At 76.2% G+C, this 19,838-nt stretch carries 13 protein-coding genes, 1 tRNA gene and 1 pseudogene; 7 read left to right on the forward strand and 8 right to left on the reverse strand.

Translation table 11 applies throughout. From position 1 onward, the window contains the following. Positions 1 to 4: 4 nt before the first annotated feature. Positions 5 to 757, forward strand: a complete 753-nt coding sequence (locus tag ACIO9K_RS06775; protein ID WP_363581333.1) for a hypothetical protein — start codon at positions 5 to 7, stop codon at positions 755 to 757. Between the two features lie 36 nt (positions 758 to 793). Further along, on the forward strand, positions 794 to 1,255 hold the full coding sequence (locus ACIO9K_RS06780) for a GNAT family N-acetyltransferase (protein ID WP_400327473.1): 462 nt from the start codon (positions 794 to 796) through the stop codon (positions 1,253 to 1,255). Here the strand turns inward: ACIO9K_RS06780 and ACIO9K_RS06785 are convergent. The 6 genes from ACIO9K_RS06785 to ACIO9K_RS06810 all read right to left on the reverse strand — a co-directional run bounded on the left by ACIO9K_RS06785 (position 1,252) and on the right by ACIO9K_RS06810 (position 8,224). Further along, the gene (locus ACIO9K_RS06785; protein WP_400327475.1) at positions 1,252 to 2,412 is read right to left on the reverse strand and encodes a hypothetical protein; all 1,161 of its coding nucleotides are present in this window, start codon (positions 2,410 to 2,412) and stop codon (positions 1,252 to 1,254) included. The two genes, ACIO9K_RS06780 and ACIO9K_RS06785, sit on opposite strands and share 4 nt — an antisense overlap. A 575-nt stretch (positions 2,413 to 2,987) precedes the next feature. Beyond that, positions 2,988 to 3,061 (reverse strand) — tRNA-Met (locus tag ACIO9K_RS06790). Between the two features lie 50 nt (positions 3,062 to 3,111). Next, entirely contained in the window at positions 3,112 to 4,401 is a 1,290-nt protein-coding gene (locus ACIO9K_RS06795) for a PrsW family intramembrane metalloprotease (protein ID WP_400327477.1), read from the reverse strand. 116 nt (positions 4,402 to 4,517) lie between these two features. Beyond that, entirely contained in the window at positions 4,518 to 5,348 is an 831-nt protein-coding gene (gene trmB / locus ACIO9K_RS06800; protein ID WP_400327479.1) for a tRNA (guanosine(46)-N7)-methyltransferase TrmB, read from the reverse strand. Positions 5,349 to 5,403: 55 nt separating this feature from the next. Next, complete coding sequence (gene lhgO, locus ACIO9K_RS06805; RefSeq protein WP_400327481.1) at positions 5,404 to 6,639, reverse strand: L-2-hydroxyglutarate oxidase; 1,236 nt, start codon at positions 6,637 to 6,639, stop codon at positions 5,404 to 5,406. A gap of 157 nt (positions 6,640 to 6,796) precedes the next feature. After that, a complete protein-coding gene (locus tag ACIO9K_RS06810) occupies positions 6,797 to 8,224 on the reverse strand; it encodes a hypothetical protein (protein ID WP_063348294.1) in 1,428 nt (475 codons plus the stop codon). A gap of 741 nt (positions 8,225 to 8,965) precedes the next feature. Here ACIO9K_RS06810 and ACIO9K_RS06815 point away from each other — a divergent pair. From ACIO9K_RS06815 to ACIO9K_RS06825, 3 genes are all read left to right on the forward strand, one after another. Further along, on the forward strand, positions 8,966 to 11,116 hold the full coding sequence (locus ACIO9K_RS06815; RefSeq protein WP_400327484.1) for an asparagine synthase-related protein: 2,151 nt from the start codon (positions 8,966 to 8,968) through the stop codon (positions 11,114 to 11,116). Between the two features lie 96 nt (positions 11,117 to 11,212). After that, the gene (locus ACIO9K_RS06820; protein ID WP_363581319.1) at positions 11,213 to 11,734 is read left to right on the forward strand and encodes a universal stress protein; all 522 of its coding nucleotides are present in this window, start codon (positions 11,213 to 11,215) and stop codon (positions 11,732 to 11,734) included. Between the two features lie 144 nt (positions 11,735 to 11,878). Continuing rightward, positions 11,879 to 12,583 carry a DsbA family oxidoreductase gene (locus ACIO9K_RS06825; RefSeq protein ID WP_363581317.1) on the forward strand — a complete coding sequence of 235 codons (705 nt, stop codon included), beginning with the start codon at positions 11,879 to 11,881 and terminating at the stop codon, positions 12,581 to 12,583. Between the two features lie 76 nt (positions 12,584 to 12,659). On the opposite strand, the gene ACIO9K_RS06830 is transcribed toward ACIO9K_RS06825, so the two are convergent. Both ACIO9K_RS06830 and ACIO9K_RS06835 read right to left on the reverse strand, forming a co-directional pair. After that, on the reverse strand, positions 12,660 to 14,972 hold the full coding sequence (locus ACIO9K_RS06830) for a sigma-70 family RNA polymerase sigma factor (protein WP_400327487.1): 2,313 nt from the start codon (positions 14,970 to 14,972) through the stop codon (positions 12,660 to 12,662). Between the two features lie 338 nt (positions 14,973 to 15,310). After that, entirely contained in the window at positions 15,311 to 16,174 is an 864-nt protein-coding gene (locus ACIO9K_RS06835) for a helix-turn-helix domain-containing protein (protein WP_363621295.1), read from the reverse strand. A gap of 573 nt (positions 16,175 to 16,747) precedes the next feature. Here ACIO9K_RS06835 and ACIO9K_RS06840 point away from each other — a divergent pair. After that, on the forward strand, positions 16,748 to 18,085 hold the full coding sequence (locus ACIO9K_RS06840) for an NAD(P)/FAD-dependent oxidoreductase (RefSeq protein ID WP_400327489.1): 1,338 nt from the start codon (positions 16,748 to 16,750) through the stop codon (positions 18,083 to 18,085). A gap of 168 nt (positions 18,086 to 18,253) precedes the next feature. Beyond that, positions 18,254 to 19,618, forward strand: a pseudogene (locus ACIO9K_RS06845) (PP2C family protein-serine/threonine phosphatase); the annotation flags it as partial. Positions 19,619 to 19,838 lie beyond the last annotated feature (220 nt).

Below are 19,838 nucleotides of genomic sequence, written 5' to 3' on the forward strand. Positions count from 1 at the left end.
CCGGGTGGCCGCCGCACACACCCCCGCCGACCCGGGCGCCCTGGGCCGGGACATCCTGGTCACCTCCCGCCCGCTGGACGAGTACTGCGACCTGTTCGACCTCACCCGGGCCCAGCTCGCCGCGCTGCCGGGCCCGGTGCTGGACTGCCCGGGCGGTGCGGCCGGCCTGGCCGCCGAGGCGCGTCGGCTCGGCTGCCGGGTGATCGCCGCCGACCCGGCGTACGCGCTCCCCGCACCCGAGGTCGCGGCCCACGCGCTGGCGGCCCGGGCGTCGATGGCCACCGCGATGGCCGCCCGTCCGCACCTGTACCCGTCACCGCGCTCCTGCCGGCCGGACCGCTACCTGCGCAGTTGGGACCGCGCCCGCCGCCTGTTCGCCGCCGACTCGGCCGCGCACCCGCAGCAGTACGTGGCCGCCGCGCTGCCCCGGCTGCCGTTCGCGGACGGCGCCTTCGCGCTCACCCTGAGCGGCTACCTGCTCTTCGCCTACCCCGAACTGTTCGGCCCCGAAAGGCAGTTGGACGCCCTGGTGGAACTCGTCCGGGTGACCTCCCCGGACGGCGAGGTCCGCGTCCAGCCGCTGCACGACGGGCACGGCCTCCGCTGCGCCCACCTCGACCCGCTGCGGTACGCGCTCGGCGAGCGCCGTGTCGCCAGCGAGATCCGCCGCTTCCCCCGCGCCGCGGACGGCCGCACCCGCCGCGTCCTGGTCCTGCGGGCCGCCGACCGCCGCCGCCGGTCTGCTGCCGAAAAGTAATGGTCTCTCCTGGTCAGTGCCCCTATACTCGCCCGCATGAACGAGACGACCGTCAGGCGTGCCGGGGCGGCCGACGCCGACCGGCTCACCGAGCTGATACAGGCCTCCACCGCCTACCGCGGCCACTACTCGGCGATGATCGACGGCTACCGGGTCACCCCCGAGTACATCGCCCGGCACGAGGTGTTCCTGGCCTCGGACCCGACCACCGACCGGCTGCTCGGCTTCTACGGCCTGATCCGCGAACCGGCCGAACTGGACCTCATGTTCGTCGCCGACGAGGCCCAGGGGCTCGGCATCGGGCGAAAGCTGATCGCGGACATGCTGGAGCGCGCCCGGGCCGCCGGGATCGCCTCGGTCAAGGTGGTCTCCCACCCGCCCGCCGAGGGCTTCTACCTCCAGGTGGGCGCCGAGCGCACGGGCACCCGCCCGCCGCAGGTCAAGACGCCCTGGGAGCAGCCCGAACTGCGCTTCACCGTCGAGGAGTTCGGCAGCTAGCTGGGGTCGCCCGCCGACGGAGCCGACTGGACGGGCTGAGCTGGCTGAGCGGGTGGGACCGGCTGTCCCGGGTGGTCAGGCTCAGCGGGTCGGGCCGGCTGCGTCGGGACGAAGGCCGTCGCCTCCAGCCGGGACAGTATCTTCTCCGCCAGCCAGCTGCGGTCCGACCCGTACGGGATCCCCTCCGGCAGCACCAACTGCCCGGCCACCGCGTCCCGCAGCCGCTGCGCCTCGGCGCCGGGCAGCCGGGAGAGCAGGCCCCGGGCGGCCAGCAGCGCGTGGTACTGCTCGAAGCCGGAGCGCGGACGCTCGATCGCGTCCAGCAGGCTCGGCAGGTCGGCCAGGGACGGGTCGCCCTGCATCAGCGCGAGCGCCTGGATCCGGCGGCCCTCGGAGCCGTCCGCGTACAGCGCCCGCACCTGGTCGGCGGTCAGCGCCGAGCGCCGCGCCGTCGAGCGGACCTCGGCCACCACGCCCTCCGGCCCGGACGAGGGCGAGGAGGTGGGCGGCAACTGCGCGGCGAGCGCGGCCGACTGCTCCGCGCTGCCCCCCAGCAGGCCGAGCTGCTGCATCGCCCGGACCCGCAGGTCGTCGGCGCCCACCTTGTCGCCCCGCCGGTCGCGGTCCTGCCCGGCGAGGAAGAGGTCCAGGGCCTGGTCGGCGTCGGTCAGCACCTGCGGCAGCGCGAGCCTGGTCACCAGCCAGCCGGCCAGGAAGCCGAAGACCACGAAGTACAGCACCAGTGCCGCCGCGAACGGCACCGCGGCGTCCCCCCCGCCCAGTGCGGGGGCCAGCGCGGTGCCGAGCTGGTGCAGCCGCTCGCCGAGCGAGCCGAGCTGGGTCAGCCCGACGCCCAGCAGCACCTTGGTCAGCCAGTCGGACACCTGCTCCAGGTTGGTGTTCGGGGCGTACGAGCCCTGCGGCTCGCCGCTGCCGCTGCGCACCCGGGGCACCCCGAACAGGAAGCCGAGCGCGCCGCCGAGCACCGTCGAGGCCCCGGCCACCACCAGCCCGCCGCCGAACGCCTGCCAGGCCTGCTCCCGGCCGAGCGAGAAGAGCAGCAGCCCGAGCAGGCCCGTCCCGGCCAGCACCCCGGTCGCGGCCCACCGGGCCGTCCGCAGGGGCGTCGTGCCGCTCCGCCGCCGGGCCTTCGCCATCGCCTACCCCCTGTGCCTGCGCGGCTCCGCTCCGGAACCCGCGCCGACTCTAGCGCTGCGGCCCCACCACGCGAACGACGCGGGGGCGCCCCGGACGGGGCGCGGGTGACGGCGAAGAGCGGCGGAAGACACCGGAGAGCGGTGGAGAACGCAGACAGCCCGCAGGCTGCTCCTCCGCGCCGGCCCGTGCACTGGCCTGGCGCCGAGGCACCGGGGATGTACCGGTGAGCCTGCGGGCCGGGTGACTGCTATGGATTTCGCCTGCCGGAGGCCTCAGGCCTCACCCCGCGCAGGCAGGGGCGGCTCTAGCGAGCAGCCACCTCACGCATCCTGATGGAACTCAATTCAGGATCACCTCCCTTCAGTGTGCCGCCACGATAGGCAGCCCATCGCCCGGAGGGCAACGGATTTATCGGCGGCCCGGCGGGCGGCCCGCCAGGCCGCCGTCGTTCGGGCGGTCTCCGCTGACGGGGGCCCAGGTCCGTTGCGGCTTCGCGGCAGAACGTTCCTTCGCCGTGCCGGGGAACGCGAAGGGCCCGGAGGACGAATCCTCCGGGCCCTTCGTTGCTACTGAGTAGCGGGGACAGGATTTGAACCTGCGACCTCTGGGTTATGAGCCCAGCGAGCTACCGAGCTGCTCCACCCCGCGTCGGTGAGCACAACGATACGGGGAAGTCGCCGAGATGGGAAATCGGTTCTTCAGACCACCCCGGCAGAGCGCCTGCCGCGCCGGGCGGCGTGCCGGGACGCCCGGGACCTGGCCCAGGCCGCGAAGCAGACCAGCGCGGCGAAGCAGGGCACCATCAGTGCCCCGTACACCGCCAGGAAGCCGTCCGTGCCGAGGTCGGCGGCGGCGTTCCAGGTGCCGTGCAGCGCCATCGCCAGCAGCAGCCCGGTCGGCGCGGCCAGCCGGGCCAGCCAGCGCCGCCCGGTGGTCAGGGCGACGGCCAGGCCGATCCCGGTGAGCGCGGTGAACAGCGGGTGCGCGAAGGGGGAGAGCAGGGCGCGCAGCACGAAGGTCTGCACGGTGCCGTCGAAGTCGCGCAGGCTGGGCGGATCGCCGAGGCCGATGCTGTCCAGCCGCTGCCGCTGGTCGGTGGTGAACGCCCGGCCCAGGTAGAGGGCGTTCTCGGTGAAGGCGAAGCCGCAGGCGGTCATCCCGCCCAGCACCACCCCGGCCGCCAGGGTGCGGGGCCGGGAGCGGCGGTGCGGGCCGCCGCCGGAGGGCGGGGCCGGGCGCAGGTACGGCAGCGGGCGCAGGTACGGGCGCAGCCGCAGCCGGCCCCGGGCGTGCGGACCGGCCGGGCGGCGGGCGTACGTCCGGGGGAGCCGGGGGGCCGGCAGCCGGTGCAGCAGCGGCGCGCAGGGGCGGCCGGTGCGGCGGCCGTGGCAGCGCAGCCGCTGGCCGAGCGGCAGCAGCAGCACCAGCAGGGCGGTGGCCTTGGCGGTCTCCTCGATCAGCGGGGTGGCGATGCCGGCGCCCAGCAGTTCGCCGAGCGGGCCCTGGTGCGAAGTCAGGTAGCTGGCGGTCCAGTTGTTGGCCACGATGGCGACGGTGGTGGCCGCGCAGGCGCCCCAGGCGAGGCAGAACACGGTGTGCCGCAGTGGCACCCGGGCGGTCAGGTTGAGCCAGGCCAGGGCGCCGAGCACGAACGGCAGCGGCACCATCGCCAGGCCGACGCCGACCAGCAGCCCGACGGTGCCGGTCTGCCGCTGGACCAGGTGCAGGATCAGCACCCCGCAGCCGGCCAGGGTCAGTACGGCGGTGGCGGTGACGGAGGAGACCGCCACCGAGCGGCCGCGCCGGGGCGGTGCGACGGCTCCGGCCGGCGGCGGTGACGCGGGGCCGGCCCAGGGCGCGAGGCGGTGGGCCCGGCGCCTCCGGGGCCCCGGGATGGTCCGGGTGTCGCCGGTGCGCGGGACCGTCTCCGGTGCGTCAGCGGCGGCCTGGACGGTGGCCCGGGACCCGCCGCCGGCCGGGCTGCCCATGCGGCACAGGGTAGGCCACCGCACCCGCCCGCCGGGAGGACTCGGGACGAACCGTCCGTCCGGGGAACGGCCCCCCGGTCATCGCGCGGTGGCCTGTTCGAACGGCCGACGGCGGCTCAGCGGCGGCGGAACAGCAGGTCGTGGACGACGTGCCCCTTGGCCAGCCCGGCCCGTTCGAACTTGGTGACCGGGCGCCAGTCCGGCCTCGGCGCGTAGCCGGGGATGCTGCCGTCCGGGTGGTCCGCGGGCTCCAGCCAGCCGCTGCCGTCACCCTCGGGGTGCAGGTTCTCCAGCTCCGGCGAGGCGGACAGCACGGCCAGCATCTGCTCCGCGTACGGCTCCCAGTCGGTCGCGCAGTGCACCAGGGCGCCGGGGGCGAGCCGGGGCAGCACGAGTTCCAGGAAGGACGGCTGGACCAGCCGGCGCTTGTGGTGCTTGGGCTTGGGCCACGGGTCGGCGAAGTAGACCCGCAGGCCGGCCAGCGAGGCGTCCGCCAGCATGTCGCGCAGCAGGATCACGGCGTCGCCGGCGGCCGGCCGCACGTTCCGCGAGCGGTCGCGCTCCAGCAGGCCGAGCAGGTTGCCGTGGCCGGGGGTGTGGACGTCGGCGGCGAGGATGCCCATGGCCGGGTCGGCGGCGGCCATGGCGGCCGTGGTCTCGCCCATGCCGAAGCCGATCTCCAGGGTGACCGGCAGCTCGCCGAACAGCTCCCGCAGGTCGAGCGGGCTGCCGTCGATCGGTATGCCGTACGCCTCCCAGCCCCGGTCCAGGGCGCCCGCCTGGGCGTTGGTCATCCGGCCCCGGCGCGGCTGGAAGCTGCGGATGCGCCGCTCGCGGTGCTGGGCCTCGGTGGCCTTGTGCGGGTACATCGGCGCGGGGTAGCCGGCCGGTGCGGCGGACAACCGGGCGGACGGCGAGGGCTGGGGGATCGGGGCGGTGGCAGTCACAGTTCCCCGAGTCTACGGGGCCCCCGGGCCCCTCCCGAAGGTGCTGTGACCGGGCTCATCCGCCGGCCTCCAGTGCCGCCAGCGCCCGGCGGGCCACCTCGCGGCCGATCGGCAGCGAGGCCGTGGCGGCGGGGGAGGGGGCGTTCAGCACGTGCACCGCGCGGCGCGGGGAGCGCGGGTCGGCCGGGTCGAAACCGGCGAAGGCGAAGTCGTCCAGCAGCGAGCCGTCCCGGGCCACGGCCTGGGCCCGGACCCCGGCGCAGGCCGGCACCAGGTCCTCGGGGGCGACGGCGGGCAGCAGCCGCCGCACGGCGGCGGTGAACGCCCGCTTCGACAGCGAGCGGTGCAACTCGCCCACCTCCTGGCGCCAGTGCCGCCGGGCGATCCGCCAGGCGCCGGGGAAGGCCAGTGTCCCGGCCAGGTCGCGCGGGCGCACGGTGCGCCAGTCGTAGCCCTCGCGGGCCAGCGCGGGCACCGCGTTCGGGCCGACGTGCACGTCCCCGTGGATGCCCCGGGTGAGGTGCACGCCGAGGAACGGGAAGGCCGGGTCGGGCACCGGGTAGACCAGGCCGCGCACCAAGTCCCGTCGCCCCTCGGCCAGTTCGTAGTACTCGCCGCGGAATGGCACGATCCGCACCCCGGGCTCGTCCCCGGCCAGCCGGGCGATCCGGTCGCTGTGCAGCCCGGCGCAGTTCACCAGCACCTGGCAGCGCAGCTCCCCGGTGGAGGTCTGCACCGTCACGCCGTCCGCCCGCCGGGCCACCGCCCGCAGCTCGCAGCCGAGCCGGAGCTCCGCACCCGCCTCCCGGGCCAGCCGGGCGTAGGCGGTGGCGACGGCCGGGAAGTCGCAGACGCCGGTCGTGCCGACGTGCAGCCCCGCCACCCCGGTGACCTGCGGCTCGTACCGGGCGATCCCGGCCCGGTCCACCTCGGTGACGGGGATGCCGTTCGCCCGCCCGCGCTCGGCCAGCGCCGCCAGCCGGGGCAGTTCCTCCGTGCCGGTGGCCACGATCAGCTTGCCGGTGACCTCGTGCGGGACGCCCTGCTCGCGGCAGAACGCCACCAGCTCGGCGGCGCCCGCCACCGCGTACCGGGCCTTGTACGAGCCCGGCCGGTAGTAGACGCCGCTGTGGATCACCCCGCTGTTGCGCCCGGTCTGGTGGGCGGCGAAGCCGGGCTCCTTCTCCAGCACCGCGAGCCGCAGCCCCGGCCGGGCCCGGGTCAGCGCGTACGCGGTGGCGAGGCCGACGATCCCGCCGCCCACCACCAGCACGTCGAAGTCGTACGCCACCGCCCGCTCCTCGCAGTCCGCCCGGCTCCCCCGCCGCCGATGCTGCCACGCCGGGCGGGACCGGTCGAGGGCGCCCGGGCCCAGGTGGCGGTGCCGTACCTGGGCGCCCGGGCCCCTCTCGCCGGTGCACCTCAACTGCCGCCGGGCACGCCCCCGGTCACGCCGGGGCGACCAGGACCGCGCGGGCCCGTTCGGTCAGCTCCCGGACACGGCGCTCGCCCTGGAAGGGCTCCAGGCGGCGCAGCATCTCCACCACGTACTCCCGGCTGCGCTGGGAGGAGATCCGGCCGGCCACCTCGACGGCGCGCTCGCCGGCGGCGACCGCGGCGTCCAGGTTGCCGGCCTCGGCCTCGGCCATCGCCGAGACCACCAGTCGCAGTCCGTGCGAGCGGACGAAGCCCTCGGTGGGCTTGGCCAGTGCCTCGCGGGTGAACTGGCGGACCTTGGAGGGCACTCCGAGGTCGCGGAAGCACTCGGCGGCGTCGGCGGCGAGCCGGTCGTAGGCGTAGAAGTCGATCCACGCCGGATCGGGATCCCCGGCGCGGGCCCGTTCGAGTGCGCTCTCCGCCGCGCCGAGCGCCGTCGCGCACGCCGCCGCGTTGCGGGCCTTGGCCTGGGCCCGGGCCTCCACCAGGTGGAAGAAGCTCATCGTCCGGGCGGTGGCCAGGCCCCGGTTGCGCTCCAGGGCGGCCTGGGCGAGGTCCACCGCCTCCTCGGCGAAGCCCCGGTAGCCGGCCTGGAGGCTCATCGAGGCGAGCACGTAGCCGCCGAGCGGCACGTCGGCGGCGGCCCGGGCGAGCCGCAGGGCCTGGATGTAGTAGCGCTGGGCGGCCTCGTGCTGCCCGGTGTCGAAGGCCATCCACCCGGCCAGCCTGGTCAGTTCGGCGGTCGCGCCGAACAGCGCCCGGCCGACGGTGTCGCTGTACGAGGCCAGCAGCAGCGGGGCCGCCTCCACCCGCAGGCACTCCGGCACCATCGACGAGCGCCAGTCCCCGCCGCCGTACTTGGAGTCCCAGCGGCGGGCCTCCTGGGCGGCCTCGCGGAGCTTGGCGGCGTCCGAGTGGCCGACCCGGTAGGAGGACGCCTCACTGGGCGCACGCGGTGCCTCCCGGGCGACCGAACCGTCCGCCGGGGTGATCAGCCAGCGGGACACCGGCGTCGCGTAGGCGGCGACCGAGAAGGTGCCGGCCAGGCTGTCGCTCCAGCGGCCGCCGCCGGGGCCGCGGCGCAGGTCGAGGTCGACCCGCCACAGGTCGGTGGCGGAGCGGACCGCCTCGGCGACGTCGCGCGGGAAGGCCAGGCCGAGTTCGGGGGCCGGGTCGGTGTCGCCGAGGCCGATCTCCTCCAGCGGCACCGGGCGGCCGAGCTTGCCGCCGATCGCGGTGGCGATCAGGTGCGGGACGGGACCCTGCGGGACCATGCCCTTGCTGACCCAGCGGGCCACCGAGGTCTTGTCGTACCGCAGGGTCAGCCCGCGCTGGGCGCCCAGGTCGTTGACCCGGCGGGCCAGTCCGGCGTTGCTGATCTGGGCGAGGGTCAGGAGCGTGCCGAGCCGTTCGTTCGGTCCTCGTGGGCTGACGGTCATGGTGGCGGCGGCACCTCCTGCGGCCTTGTGCTCGGGGCCCGGGCGGCACCGGGCCGTAGCTGCTGTACCTAGAGTAGTCGGACGCGTTCCGACGGTTAAGAGGCCGCATTCCGGATGGCGGGATCGTGCACCCGGCGGTGCGGCGCCGGCTCCTCGCCGGGGTTGGTCCGGACCACTCGGATCGGGCCGGGGGTGCCGCGCGCCGGAGCGTCGTGCTCCGGTCCTGTGTTCACGTGCGCCCGGCCGTGCCCCCTGGCTCGACCGGCTGGTCGGCGATTCGCTGGTGGTCGTGGGTCGGCCCGCCGTCGAGGACCCGGCGGGCCGGGGGACGCCGCCGCCTCAATCCCCGCGGGCGGCGGCTGAGTCCGGGAGGGCATGCGGATGCCCTCCCGGGCTGGGCGACGCCTTTCGGCCATCTCGCGATGCCCATGCCAAAGGCGGCGCGGGGGGCGGTCCGGGCCGGGGAGGGGAAGGCCCGGCCCGCCCCGCGGACCACGCGAACACGTCAACACCCGTTGCCCGCAACGGGATCGCCGCCGGGCCCGGAACCGCCCCGCACCGGGACCACCGGCGGAACCGGAACCGGCAACACGGGCCACGGGAGCGCCAACCGGTGGCACGATGTCTCCTGACGGCGCGCCGGTACCCGGGGCGGCCGCCACGGCACACCGCGGACCGGCGAGGAGCCGCCCGGCGGCGGAAGCGCCGTACGGGTGCAGGTCCTCGTCCGGTGGAGGCGCGATGCGGTGGCTGACGGGCTGGAGCACGGGCACGCCCCGGGCGGGCGCACCAGCGCACGAGGCACTCGGTACGGTCGCACCGATCGCCGCGCGCCCCCTGTGGACCGGACCCAACCCGCTCTGGGCCGTCGGGGACTGGCGCCCCGAGGAGATCCGCCTCGCCACCCTCCGCCCCGGCGCCCCCGCCGCGGTCACCACCGGCCCCACCGCCCCCGACCCCGTCGAGGACACCCCCGCCACCCTGCGCCTCGCCGTCCTCGGCCACTGCGGCGCCACCGACGCGGAACTCGCAGCCGGCCTCGCCGCCGCCCGCGGCGGCGCCGTCCGCCACCTCACCGCCTGGCCCGGCAGCTACACCGCCGTCCTGCGCACCGGCACCCGCTCCACCCTGCTGCTCACCGACCTGGCCGGCGCCCAGCCGGTCTTCCACACCCCCTGGGCCGGCGGCACCGCGTACGCCACCGCCGCCCTCCCGCTCGCCGACCTGGTCGGCGCCCCGCTGGACACCGGCCACCTCGCCGCCCGGCTCGCCTGCCCCGAATCGCCCGAGGCCCTCGGCGCCGGCACCCCGTACCTGGGCGTCCAGCGGGTGCCGCCCGGCCACGTGCTCGCCATCCGCAGTGGCCACCCCTACCTCTCCGCCTACGACGACCCCGCCGTCCGGGAGCAGCCGCGCGACGAGGCGCCCGCCGTCCGCGAACTCACCCGCGCACTGCTGGAGTCCGTCCGCTCCCGGGTCCGCACCACCGCGCCCGCCACCGCGCGGGGCCCGGCCGGCCGCGCCCGGCTCGGCGTCGACCTCTCCTACGGCACCGCCTCCGCCACCGTCGCCCTGCTCGCCGCCGCCGTGCCGCTGCCGCCGGTGCCCGCGAGCACGGGCCCGGAGCGCCTGCCGGCCGTCGGCGCCGGGGCCAGGAACGGCGCGGTCAAGGGCTCCTGGGCCCGCGTCGCCGCCCAAGAACCCTCCACCCCGGAACAGTTGGCCGCCGTCACGCTCGGCGAGACCGAACCCCCCACCACCCTCGCGCTCGCCCCCGACACCCCCCGGCTGCGGCACACCGTGCTCCACCCCGGCCCCGACACCCTCCCGTACGCCGGACTGCACGCCGACGCACCGCCCGGCCGGCTCACCGACGAGCCCGGGCCCGAACTCGTCGCCGCCGCCCGTGCCGAGGCCCGCTTCGACGCCGGCGGCACCGACCACCTCACCGGCTACGGTGCCCGCCAGGTCCTCGACGGCCACCCGGCCCGGCTCGCCGACCTCATCCGGGCCGGCCGCCCGCGCGAACTGCTGCCCCCGGTCGCCGCGCTGGCCGGTGCCGACCGGGCCGTCGTCGGCGTCCTGGCCGGTGCGCTGCGCACCCCGCTCACCGTGGTCCGGGCCGCCCACCGGCTCTCCCGGGTCCGCTACGCCGAGGCGCTGGACGACGCCGCCGCCAAGTTGACGGCCCGCCACCTCCCGGGCGGCGGCCGTACGGCGGGCGACCGTTCGGCCGGCGACCTCGCCTGGTGCGTCCCCGGCCCGGCCGCCCGCTGGCTCTCCGACGAGGCGCTCTCCTCCGTCGCCCTCCGGCTGCGACTGGCAGCGCGCAGACCGGCGCCCGACGAACGCCCGGGCGCACACCGTGCCCGGCACGCCCTCTACCGTCACGCGCGCTCCTACCGCACCCTCGTCCACGCCGCCGAACAGCCCGGCCAGCGGCTGCACGCGCCGTTCCTCGACAACCAGGTGGTCCGCGCCGCCCGCCTGCTCCCCGACGATGTCCGCCTCCAACCCGGAGCCCGGCACGCCCTCCTGCACGCCGTCCTCACCGGCGCCGGCCGCACCGACCTGCCCCCCGACTGGGGCCGCGGCCCCCGCCCCGACCGCACCGCCCCCGCCCGGGCCGGCCTGCGCCTCGCCGCCGACGGCCTCGCCGAACTCTTCGACGCCCCCCTCCTCGCCGAAGCCGGCCTCATCGACCTCCCCGCCGTCCGCGCCGGCCTCGCCGACCCCGCCACCCCCCTCTCCCCGGCCGCCCTGGCGGGCCTCGCTGACCTGGTCTCCACCGAACTCTGGCTCCGCCGCATCCGCGCCCGCCGCCACGGAGCCTGCTGGACCGGCCTTCCCCTGGCCCAACCCCCGGCCCTCGGCCCCGTCCGTCCCTCCTGACCCCCTCCGGGCGCCGCGCCCGGCCGGGCGGCGGGGTCCGGGAGCCGGGGCAGGTGATGATGGCGGGCAACGAGTCCGTCGGTGAGGAGAGCCGTGGTGGCCAGCGTGAGCCCGGAGCAGTCCGTTCCCGTCGTGCTGTCGGTGTCGGGGCGGCCGCCGACGGGGCGCCCGCCGGGGGTACTGGCGGCCTGCGACGGGTCGGACGGGTCGCTGTGGGCGCTGGACCGGGCGATGACCGAGGCGGAGTCGTTCGGGCTACCGCTGTACGTGCTGGCCGTGGTGAACCCGGCGCCGGCCGGCTACCCGCCGGGGATGGCGGAGCTGGTGCAGGAGAGCGTCGAGACGCTGGTGGAGAGCATGGCGGACGGGCTGCGCCGGGCGGTGGTGGCCGTGCAGGGGCAGCGTTCCCGGCCGTACGCGGGGGAGATGTCGCTGCACGTGGTGCTGGGCAACGTGATCGAGGTGCTGCTGGAGGCCTCGACCCGGCAGCACACGCTGGTGCTCGGCACGCGGGGGAACGGGGGGTTCGCGCGGTTGCTACTGGGCTCGGTGAGTTCGGCGGCGGTGCACCACGCGGCGTGCCCGGTGCTGGTGGTCCCGGCGCCCGCGGAAGGCTGATCCGGGGCGGGGTCGGGGCGCTGACCAGCCCGGGTCAGGGCGTCGCTGACCAGGGAAGCTGACCGGGGTGCCGGGAATGTACCGAGATGGTTCATCGTTCACCTATCCCGATACCCGTCCCCGCCCCACCCCTGGAGTCCCCTCATGAAGGTCGAGATCTGGTCCGACATCGCCTGCCCGTGGTGCTACATCGGTAAGCGCCGCTTCGAGCAGGCCCTGGAGGGCTTCGCCGGCAAGGAGGGCGTCGAGGTGGTCTACCGGCCGTACCAGCTGGTCCCGGACGCGCCGGCGACGGCGAGCCCGCACCGCGCGTGGCTGGCCGAGCGCTACGGCCCGCAGTCGGTGGCGATGGACGCGCGGGTGGCCGAGCTGGGCCGCGCCGAGGGCATCACGTACGACTTCGACGCCGCGCTGCACGCCAACACCTTCCTGGGCCACCGCCTGCTGCACCTCGCCGAGACCGAGTACGGCGCGGCCGTCCAGGGGCGGCTGAAGGAGGAGCTGCTGAAGGCGCACTTCACCGACGGTGTCGACGTCGGCGACCGCGCCGCGCTGACCGACGTCGCCGTGGCAGCCGGCCTGGACCGGGCGCGGGTGACCGCCTACCTGGCGGGCGACGAGGGCGCCACCGAGGTGAGCGCGCAGCTGGCCGAGGCCCGGGAGCTGGGCATCACCGCCGTGCCGACCTTCGTGTTCGAGGGCAAGTGGGCGGTGCAGGGCGGCCAGGACGCCGAGACCTTCCGCAAGGTGCTGGAGCAGGTCGCCGCCGAGATCGGCGAGACCCGCCCGGCGCCGGTGCAGGTCGCCCCGGCGGGGGAGGCCTGCGCGGACGGCTCCTGCGCGATCTGACCCCGCACAGGCCCACCCCCGCACAAGCCCCACCCCGTGTGGGTCCCACCCCACGCAGCCCCCGCCGGGGCCCGTTTCAGGAACACCTGAAGCGGGCCTCGGCCCAGTCCGCCACGTTGAGCGCCGACCAGATCCCGTGCACCGGGGTGACCACCAGCCGGATCGACTTCTGCCCGGCCAGCGGTACGTGCACCGGTACCGCGTCGTCCCCCGCGGCGAGCGGGAGGGAGCGCCACAGGGTGCCGCCGTCGCCGCCCTGGACGGAGAAGACCACGCCGCCCGGCGAGAGCGTGGCGTCGTCGACTCCGGCGACCGCGTCGAAGGACGTGCAACTGCGGTTGAGGTCGATCAGGGTGGTCGCCGGGGCGTGCACGGTGATGGCGTGCCCGTGGCGTTCGCCGCCGATCCAGGCGCTGTCGTGCTGCCAGAACCAGTCGCTGCCCTTCTGCCGGATGCTGGGGCCGGGCGGCGGCACCCGGTTGTTGCCGGGCTTGACCACGGGCAGTGAGTCGGCCCAGAAGTCGGTGGGCGCGGGCGGCGAGGGCGGGGTGACCGTCGGGGTGGGCAGCGGCGGCACGGTGGGCGTGGGCACGACGGGGACGACCGGCGGCTCGGGCGTGGGCAGCGGCGGCACGCTGGGCGTCGGCACGGCGGGGACGTCCGGGGCCGGCGGCGGCGTGGGGGTCCGCTTGGGCGTCGTCGAGCTCGGCGTGACCGGCGACGCGGCCTTCGTCGTGGTCTGGGCGGCTGCCGGGGCGGGCGTCGACCGGGTGACCGGCGTCGCGCTCGGGCTCGGGCTCGGCTCGGACGGTGCCGGGGCGGCCGCGGTGCTGCTGGGCGCCGGGTCGGCGGGCGCGGGCGGCCCGGGTGCGGGGGCCTGCGGCCGGGGGGTGGCGGGGGCGACGGCGGCGGGGGGCGCGGCCGTGGGGGGCTTGGGTTCGGGCGAGCCGGTGAGCGCGTACGCGGCGACGGCGGCTGCGGCCACCGCGACGGCGGCGGCGATCCCGGCCTTGGCAGCGGTGCCCAGGCCCTCGCCGGCCGCGGCGCCGGCTCCGGCCCCGCCTCCGCCGGAGGCCGCACCGGCGCCCGCACCCGCTGCACCCGCACCCGAAGAGGCTCCCGCGGTTCCGGAGGTGGCCGCCGCGGTGCCCGCAGCCGCACCGCCGACCGCGGCGACCCCGCCGACGGCCGCTGCGGCGGCGCCGAACCCGCCGACCCCGATCCAGACGAGCACGCCGCCGGGCAGCAGCGCGCGCAGGCCGGTGTTGATCTCGGTGAGTTCGAGGCAGGCGGCCGTGCAGCGGTCGCACCCCTGGAGGTGCCGTCCGACCTCCGCCGAGGCCCGCTTGCGCAGCGATCCGCGCGCGTACGCGCCGAGCCGGTTGGCGTACGCCTCGCAGGTGCGGTCCTGGCTGCCGGAGACGTGCGCCTGGAGGAAGGCGGCGGCGAGCCGGTCGCGGGCCCGGTGGGCCTGGACGGCGGTGGCGTTGGCGGTCTTGCCGAGCATCACGGCGACGGTCTTCGGGGACTCCCGCTCGACCTCGGTGTGCCAGAGCACCACCCGGTCGTCCTCGGGCAGTTCGGCGTAGGCCTGCATGACCATGCGCTGGTCGGCCATGGCCATCGCCCAGGCATCGGCGCCGGGGTCGGCCAGGTCGAGGTCGACGACGGCGGCCGAGGTCTGGGCGAACACGCTGAAGTCGTCGACGAGTTGCTCGCGCCGCTCGCTGCGGGTCCAGGCGGCGGCGACGTTGCGGACGGCGGTCAGCAGGTAGGCGCGGACGGCGAACTCCGGGCCCTTGCCCGCCCTCAGGGCTTGCAGGGTGCGGGCGAAGACCTCGCCGGCGAGGTCTTCCGCGGTGAAGCTGTCCCGGCAGCAGGTGCGGGCGTAGCGGCGCACCGAGTCGGCGTGCCGGCGGTAGATCTCCTCGTACGCGGTGTCGTCGCCGGCCCGGACCCGGGCGGTCAACTCGGCGTCGGAGGCCGGGCGCTCGCCGTCGACCGGGTCGGCGGGGGCGGGCACGGTGGGGCGGGCGGGGCGGCCGGCGCCGACGAACGCCTCGGGGGCGACGCCGCCCCGGCCGGCCGGGGCCTGGCCGGGCACCCGTCCGGGTGGCAGCGCGGCGGCGGAGGCGGAGAGGGACTCGCGGCTGGGCATGCCCGCCTGGTCGGGCACGTGTCCGGCGGTCGGGCCGGTGGCCGAACCCGGTGCGGCGCCGGGTACTTGGGCCGGGCCGCCGGAGGCCGTGGCGGGGCCTTCGGACGTACTGGACGTACTGGACGTACTGGACGTACTGCCGGACGAGCCGTCGGCCAGTCCCCCGGTCAAGCCTCCGGACGGGCCGAAGTCGAGGCCGTACCCGTAGTCGTTCTGTTCCTCGGCGCTCACAACGGACCCCAGATTCCACGACAGCCCCCGCAGTGTGGCAGGGCGCGCGGGAGCGCGTGGGCGCACGGCTCCGCGCTGTACGGCGCCGAGGGCGCGCGAAGGGCGCGCATCGGGACATTGGCTCCAACCACGGGCAAAGGATGGCATAGCGCAGAGAGGGGCGGTAGCCGGACCGGCCGGGACCCACTCTTCCGAGGAGCCGTCGCGGATGTGTTCGGCCAGCACAGGGCGGGTGGTTGCGTACCGCCCGCACCCGGCGCGCGTGACTGGTCCGCGCGCCGGTCTCCCGTCCAACTCCCGTCCCCGCCACCTGCGGGGGCCGCGCCCGTGGTGGCGCGTCAGCGTGCCCGCAGGCCGTCCAGCAGGATCTCCAGCAGCCGGTCCGAGGGGCCCGCGGTCGGCTGCCCCTCCGCCTGCTGCACCCCGGCCGAGAAGCCGGCCGTGGTCGGCGCGGTGCGGGCCGCGTGCACCGGCACCGAGGCGGTCAGCACCAGCACGACGTCCGACACCGTGACGCCCGGCCGCAGTTCGCCGGCCGCGCCGGCCCGGGCGACCAGGGCGGCCAGCAGTTGCAGCAGCAGCCGGGGATCGGCGTCGGCCGCCGACGGCTCGACGGCCGCACCGTTCTGCGCGTCCTCGCCGCGCAGGTCGAACCGGACGGCGGCCGGTTCGGGCACCCGCTGCTCGGGCACCCGGCCCAGCTCCTCCGCGTACCGGAACGCCTCCGGCGGCAGCAGCCGCCCGGCGCCGGTGCTGACCGCCCGGGCCAGGTAGCCGGCCAGCGACTCCCAGGCCCCGCCGCCGCCGTACAGCGACTCCCGCGCCTGCGCGGTCAGCCAGGCCACCTCCTCGGCGGCGATCCGCTGGACCAGCACCTCCTTGCTCGGGAAGCGCCGGTAGACCGTCCCGACGCCGACCCCGGCCCGGCGCGCGACCTCCTCCATCGGCGCGCCGTAGCCGAACTCGCCGAACACCTCGCGGGCGGCCCGCAGCACGCTCTCCAGATTCCGCCGGGCGTCCACCCGTAGTCGGGCCCCGGGGACGTGCACGGTGGCCGGTGGTGGCTCCACCCGGTAGGGGACGCCCGGATAGGCGGCCCCGACCTCCGGTGGCAGGTCCACCGGGCCGCGCTGTTCCGGCACCATGCCCTGGCCGGCGTGCGGTGTTCCCGTTCGCCCCAACACCTGCTCCTGCTCCATCATCCCAACTCTCCCCCGCAGGCGCCCGAACCCGGACCCTGTCGTCGCCCGCCCCTGCACCCCCCGGTGCAGCTCAGCCCGTCAGAAATGACCTGATGACCCATCGCTCGTTGCCGCCCGTCCCGTTTTGTGACCACGGTTCGTGCCTCCGGGCCGGCTCGCGTCCGGCTCGGCGCGTCGGCACCGTCCGGGGCCTTGTCCGGGAACTACCCTTCCCCGGATGACTGTCCCGCAGTCGGGTTCTCGAGCCAACGCTGGAACTGGCCGTAGTGGCCGCTCCACGGTGCGTCGCCGCCGATTGTCATGGCGGTAACCGCTCCGGCACACAATCCGACCATAGTTCACGCCCGTTCGCGGCCGAAAGTCCGTCAGAAAGTCGCCCGGGCAGCACAACTGGCCCCACCCGTCGACTTCCGTCACATCCGGCGCGGTACGGACTGTGGACAAGACCGCCCCTGCCGGTCCTTCATAGGGGGGCGCGAGGGGGGACACCCCCGGCCGCGGGGCCGGGAGGAAGCGCCAATCGGCAGGAGGTGCACCATCAGAATCCTGATCGCCGGCGGAGGCTGCGCCGGGATGGCCACCGCGCTGCACCTCCAGCGCGGCCTGCGGGAACGGCTGCGACGCGGCGAGGTCGAGATCACCGTCGTCGAGCCCCAGGCCTACTTCACCTACCACCCGCTGCTGGCCGAGGTCGCGGCTGGCTCGATCGACCCCCGGCACGTGGTCGTCCCGCTCCGCCGGGCCCTGCCGGACTGCCGGGTGCTGACCGCCCGGATCACCCGGATCGAACACGCCGCCCGCCGCGCCTTCGCCGACGCCGCGGGCCCCGGAGAGGCCGCCGCGCCGATCGAACTCCCCTACGACGTCCTGGTGGTGGCGCCCGGCTCGGTCTCCCGGACGGCGCCGGTGCCCGGTCTGGCCGAACACGGCCGCGGCTTCTCCACCGTCGGCGAGGCCGTGGGCCTGCGCAACCACGTCCTGGAACAGCTCGACCTCGCCTCCGCCACCCGCGACCCGGCCCTGCGCCAGGCCGCGCTCACCTTCGTCTTCGTCGGCGCCGGGTACGCGGGCGTCGGCGCGCTCGCCGAACTGGAGGACATGGCCCGGACCGCGGTGCGCGGCTACCACAACGTCCGCCCCGAGGACCTGCGCTGGGTCCTGGTCGAGGCCACCGACCGGATCCTGGCCGAGGAGTCGCCGGAGCTGGCCGAGCACACCCTCGGCCAGCTCCGCGAACGCGGCGTCGACATCCGGTTGCGCACCACCCTGGCATCCGCCGCGGACCGGGTCGTCGCCCTGTCCGACGGCAGCCGCTTCGGTGCCCGCACCCTGGTCTGGACGGCCGGGGTGCGGCCGGCCCCGCTGCTGCGTGACACCGACCTGCCGCTGGACACCCTCGGCCGGGTCCGCTGCCTCGCCACCCTGCAAGCCGTCGGCCCGGACGGGCGCGCGCTGCCCGGCGTCTGGGCGGCCGGGGACTGCGCCGCCGTACCGGACCCCGACGCGGACGGGGCGCCCTGCGCGCCCAACGCCCAGCACGCCTTCGCCCAGGCCGAGCTGCTCGCCCGGAACATCGTGGTCGCCCTGGACGCCGGACCGCACGCCCCGGGCCTCGCCGAGTACCGGCCGGGCCACGCCGCCTGCTCGACCTCACTGGGCCTGCGCCGGGCCGTCGCCCACACCCGGCGCGGCCGCCGGATCACCGGGCGGCGGGCCTGGTGGCTGCACCGGGCCCGGCACCTGCGGCGCCTGCCGAGCGCGGAGCGCCGGGTGCGGGTGCTGATGGACTGGGTGCTGGGCGGGCTGTTCTCCCGGGAGGTGGTATCGCTGGGGGCGGCGGAGCATCCGCGTCCGGAGTTCGAGGCCGGGTCCGGGCCGCGGCCCGACGGCGGTCCGGACGCCCCGCGGTGAGCGCCCCGGTGCCCCGCGCCGGGGCGGAACGGGCGGCCACGCCGGGCGGGCGACTTCCGGAATCGGGCCCTTGCCTGACAGGATCAGCCCAACCTAGTCATTACCCCGTGTGCTGATGCGCACACAAAAAGTGATGATATGCCTGGAAATCGAGGAAGCGGCCGTCGTTTGAACCTCATGCGCTGGAGCGCCCGGCTCACCGGAGTCCCTTGGCGTGCCGCCCCGCCAACCGGGGCCGGCACCGACGAGGGCGCGCCCTCCGCCGACGGCGTCGTCGTCCCAGGCCCCCGCGACCCCACCAACCTGGCCACCGCCGCCGAACTCCTCGACCTGCACAAACCCCAGAACCTGCGCGAGGTCCTCAACCGGATCCCCGCCCCGGTGGCCGTCACCTACGGCCCGCTCCACCAGCTCGGCTACGCGAACCGCGCCTACCGCGAACTCTTCGGAGACCGCACCACCGGCCTGCCCGCCGGAGAAGCCCTCCCCGAACTCGGCACCATGGGCGTCCTGGCCCTGATGGACCAGGTCATCCGCGGCGGCCGTCCGCGCAGCGTCAAGGCCCGCTGCATCCTGGGCCTCACCGGCAACCGCTACTACAACGTCTCCTGCGTCCCGCTCGGCCCCGGCGACACCGGGGACACCGGCGACACCGGGGACACCTCCACCGAGGGACCGCCCGCCGGCGTCCTGATCTTCGCCGCCGAGGTCACCGACCAGGTCCTCGCCGCCGCCCGGCTCCGCGAAGCCGAACGCCGCCAGCGCGAGGCCGCCGTCACCCTCCAGCGCAGCCTCCTCCCGCAGAAGCTGGACCAGCCGGCCGACCTGAGGGTCGCCGCCACCTACCAGCCCGGCGGCGCCGAGGCCGCCGTCGGCGGCGACTGGTACGACGTCATCGCCATCGACGGCGGCCGAACCGCCCTGGTCATCGGCGACGTGATGGGGCGCGGCCTGCGCGCCGCCGCCGTCATGGGCCAGCTGCGCACCGCCGTCCGCGCCTACGCCCGGCTCGACCTGCCCCCGCACGAGGTGATGCGCCTGCTCGACGGCCTCGCCATGGAGATCGACGCCAACCAGATCGCCACCTGCACGTACGCCGTCTGGGATCCGCAGCGCCGCACCCTCTCCTACGCCTCCGCCGGGCACCTCCCCATACTGCTGCGCTGCCCCGACGGGACGGTCCTGCGCAGCGAGGAGCAGAACGGCCCGCCGCTCGGTACCGGCGACGGCCTCCACGTCTCGCACACCCTGCGCCTGCTGCCCGGGACCACCGGCGTCCTCTATACGGACGGCCTGGTCGAACGCCGCGACGAGGACATCGACGAGGGCCTCGACCTCCTCGCCCGCACCCTCACCGGCGCGGTCGGGGCCCCGGAGGTGATCTGCGCCCGCCTCCTGCGGGCGATGGGCGTGACCTCCGAGCACGACGACGACGTCGCCGTCCTGGCCTTCCACCTGCCGGCGGCGGAGGCGGAGGCGGAGGCGGAGGCGGAGGTGGAGGAAGAGGTGGCCGAAGAGAGCGCCACCGAGGCGGAACCGGCGCTTGACTCGGCCTTGCCCGAGGTCTAGTGTTCTTCGAGCTGCCTGGCAGGGAGCACCGGACACGCATGTGCGCGGACGGTCCCGCGGTAGCCAATCCTTTCGAAACACCACTTCCCGGTTCGGGCTGGGTCGCGTCTTGTCGCGGCTTGGTTCCTATTCGGCTTGTTCGTTTTATTGGATTGCGGTCGATTCGCTTTTCGGAGCAGGGATC

The organism is Kitasatospora sp. NPDC087271 (assembly GCF_044744605.1).
Lineage (GTDB): Bacteria > Actinomycetota > Actinomycetes > Streptomycetales > Streptomycetaceae > Kitasatospora.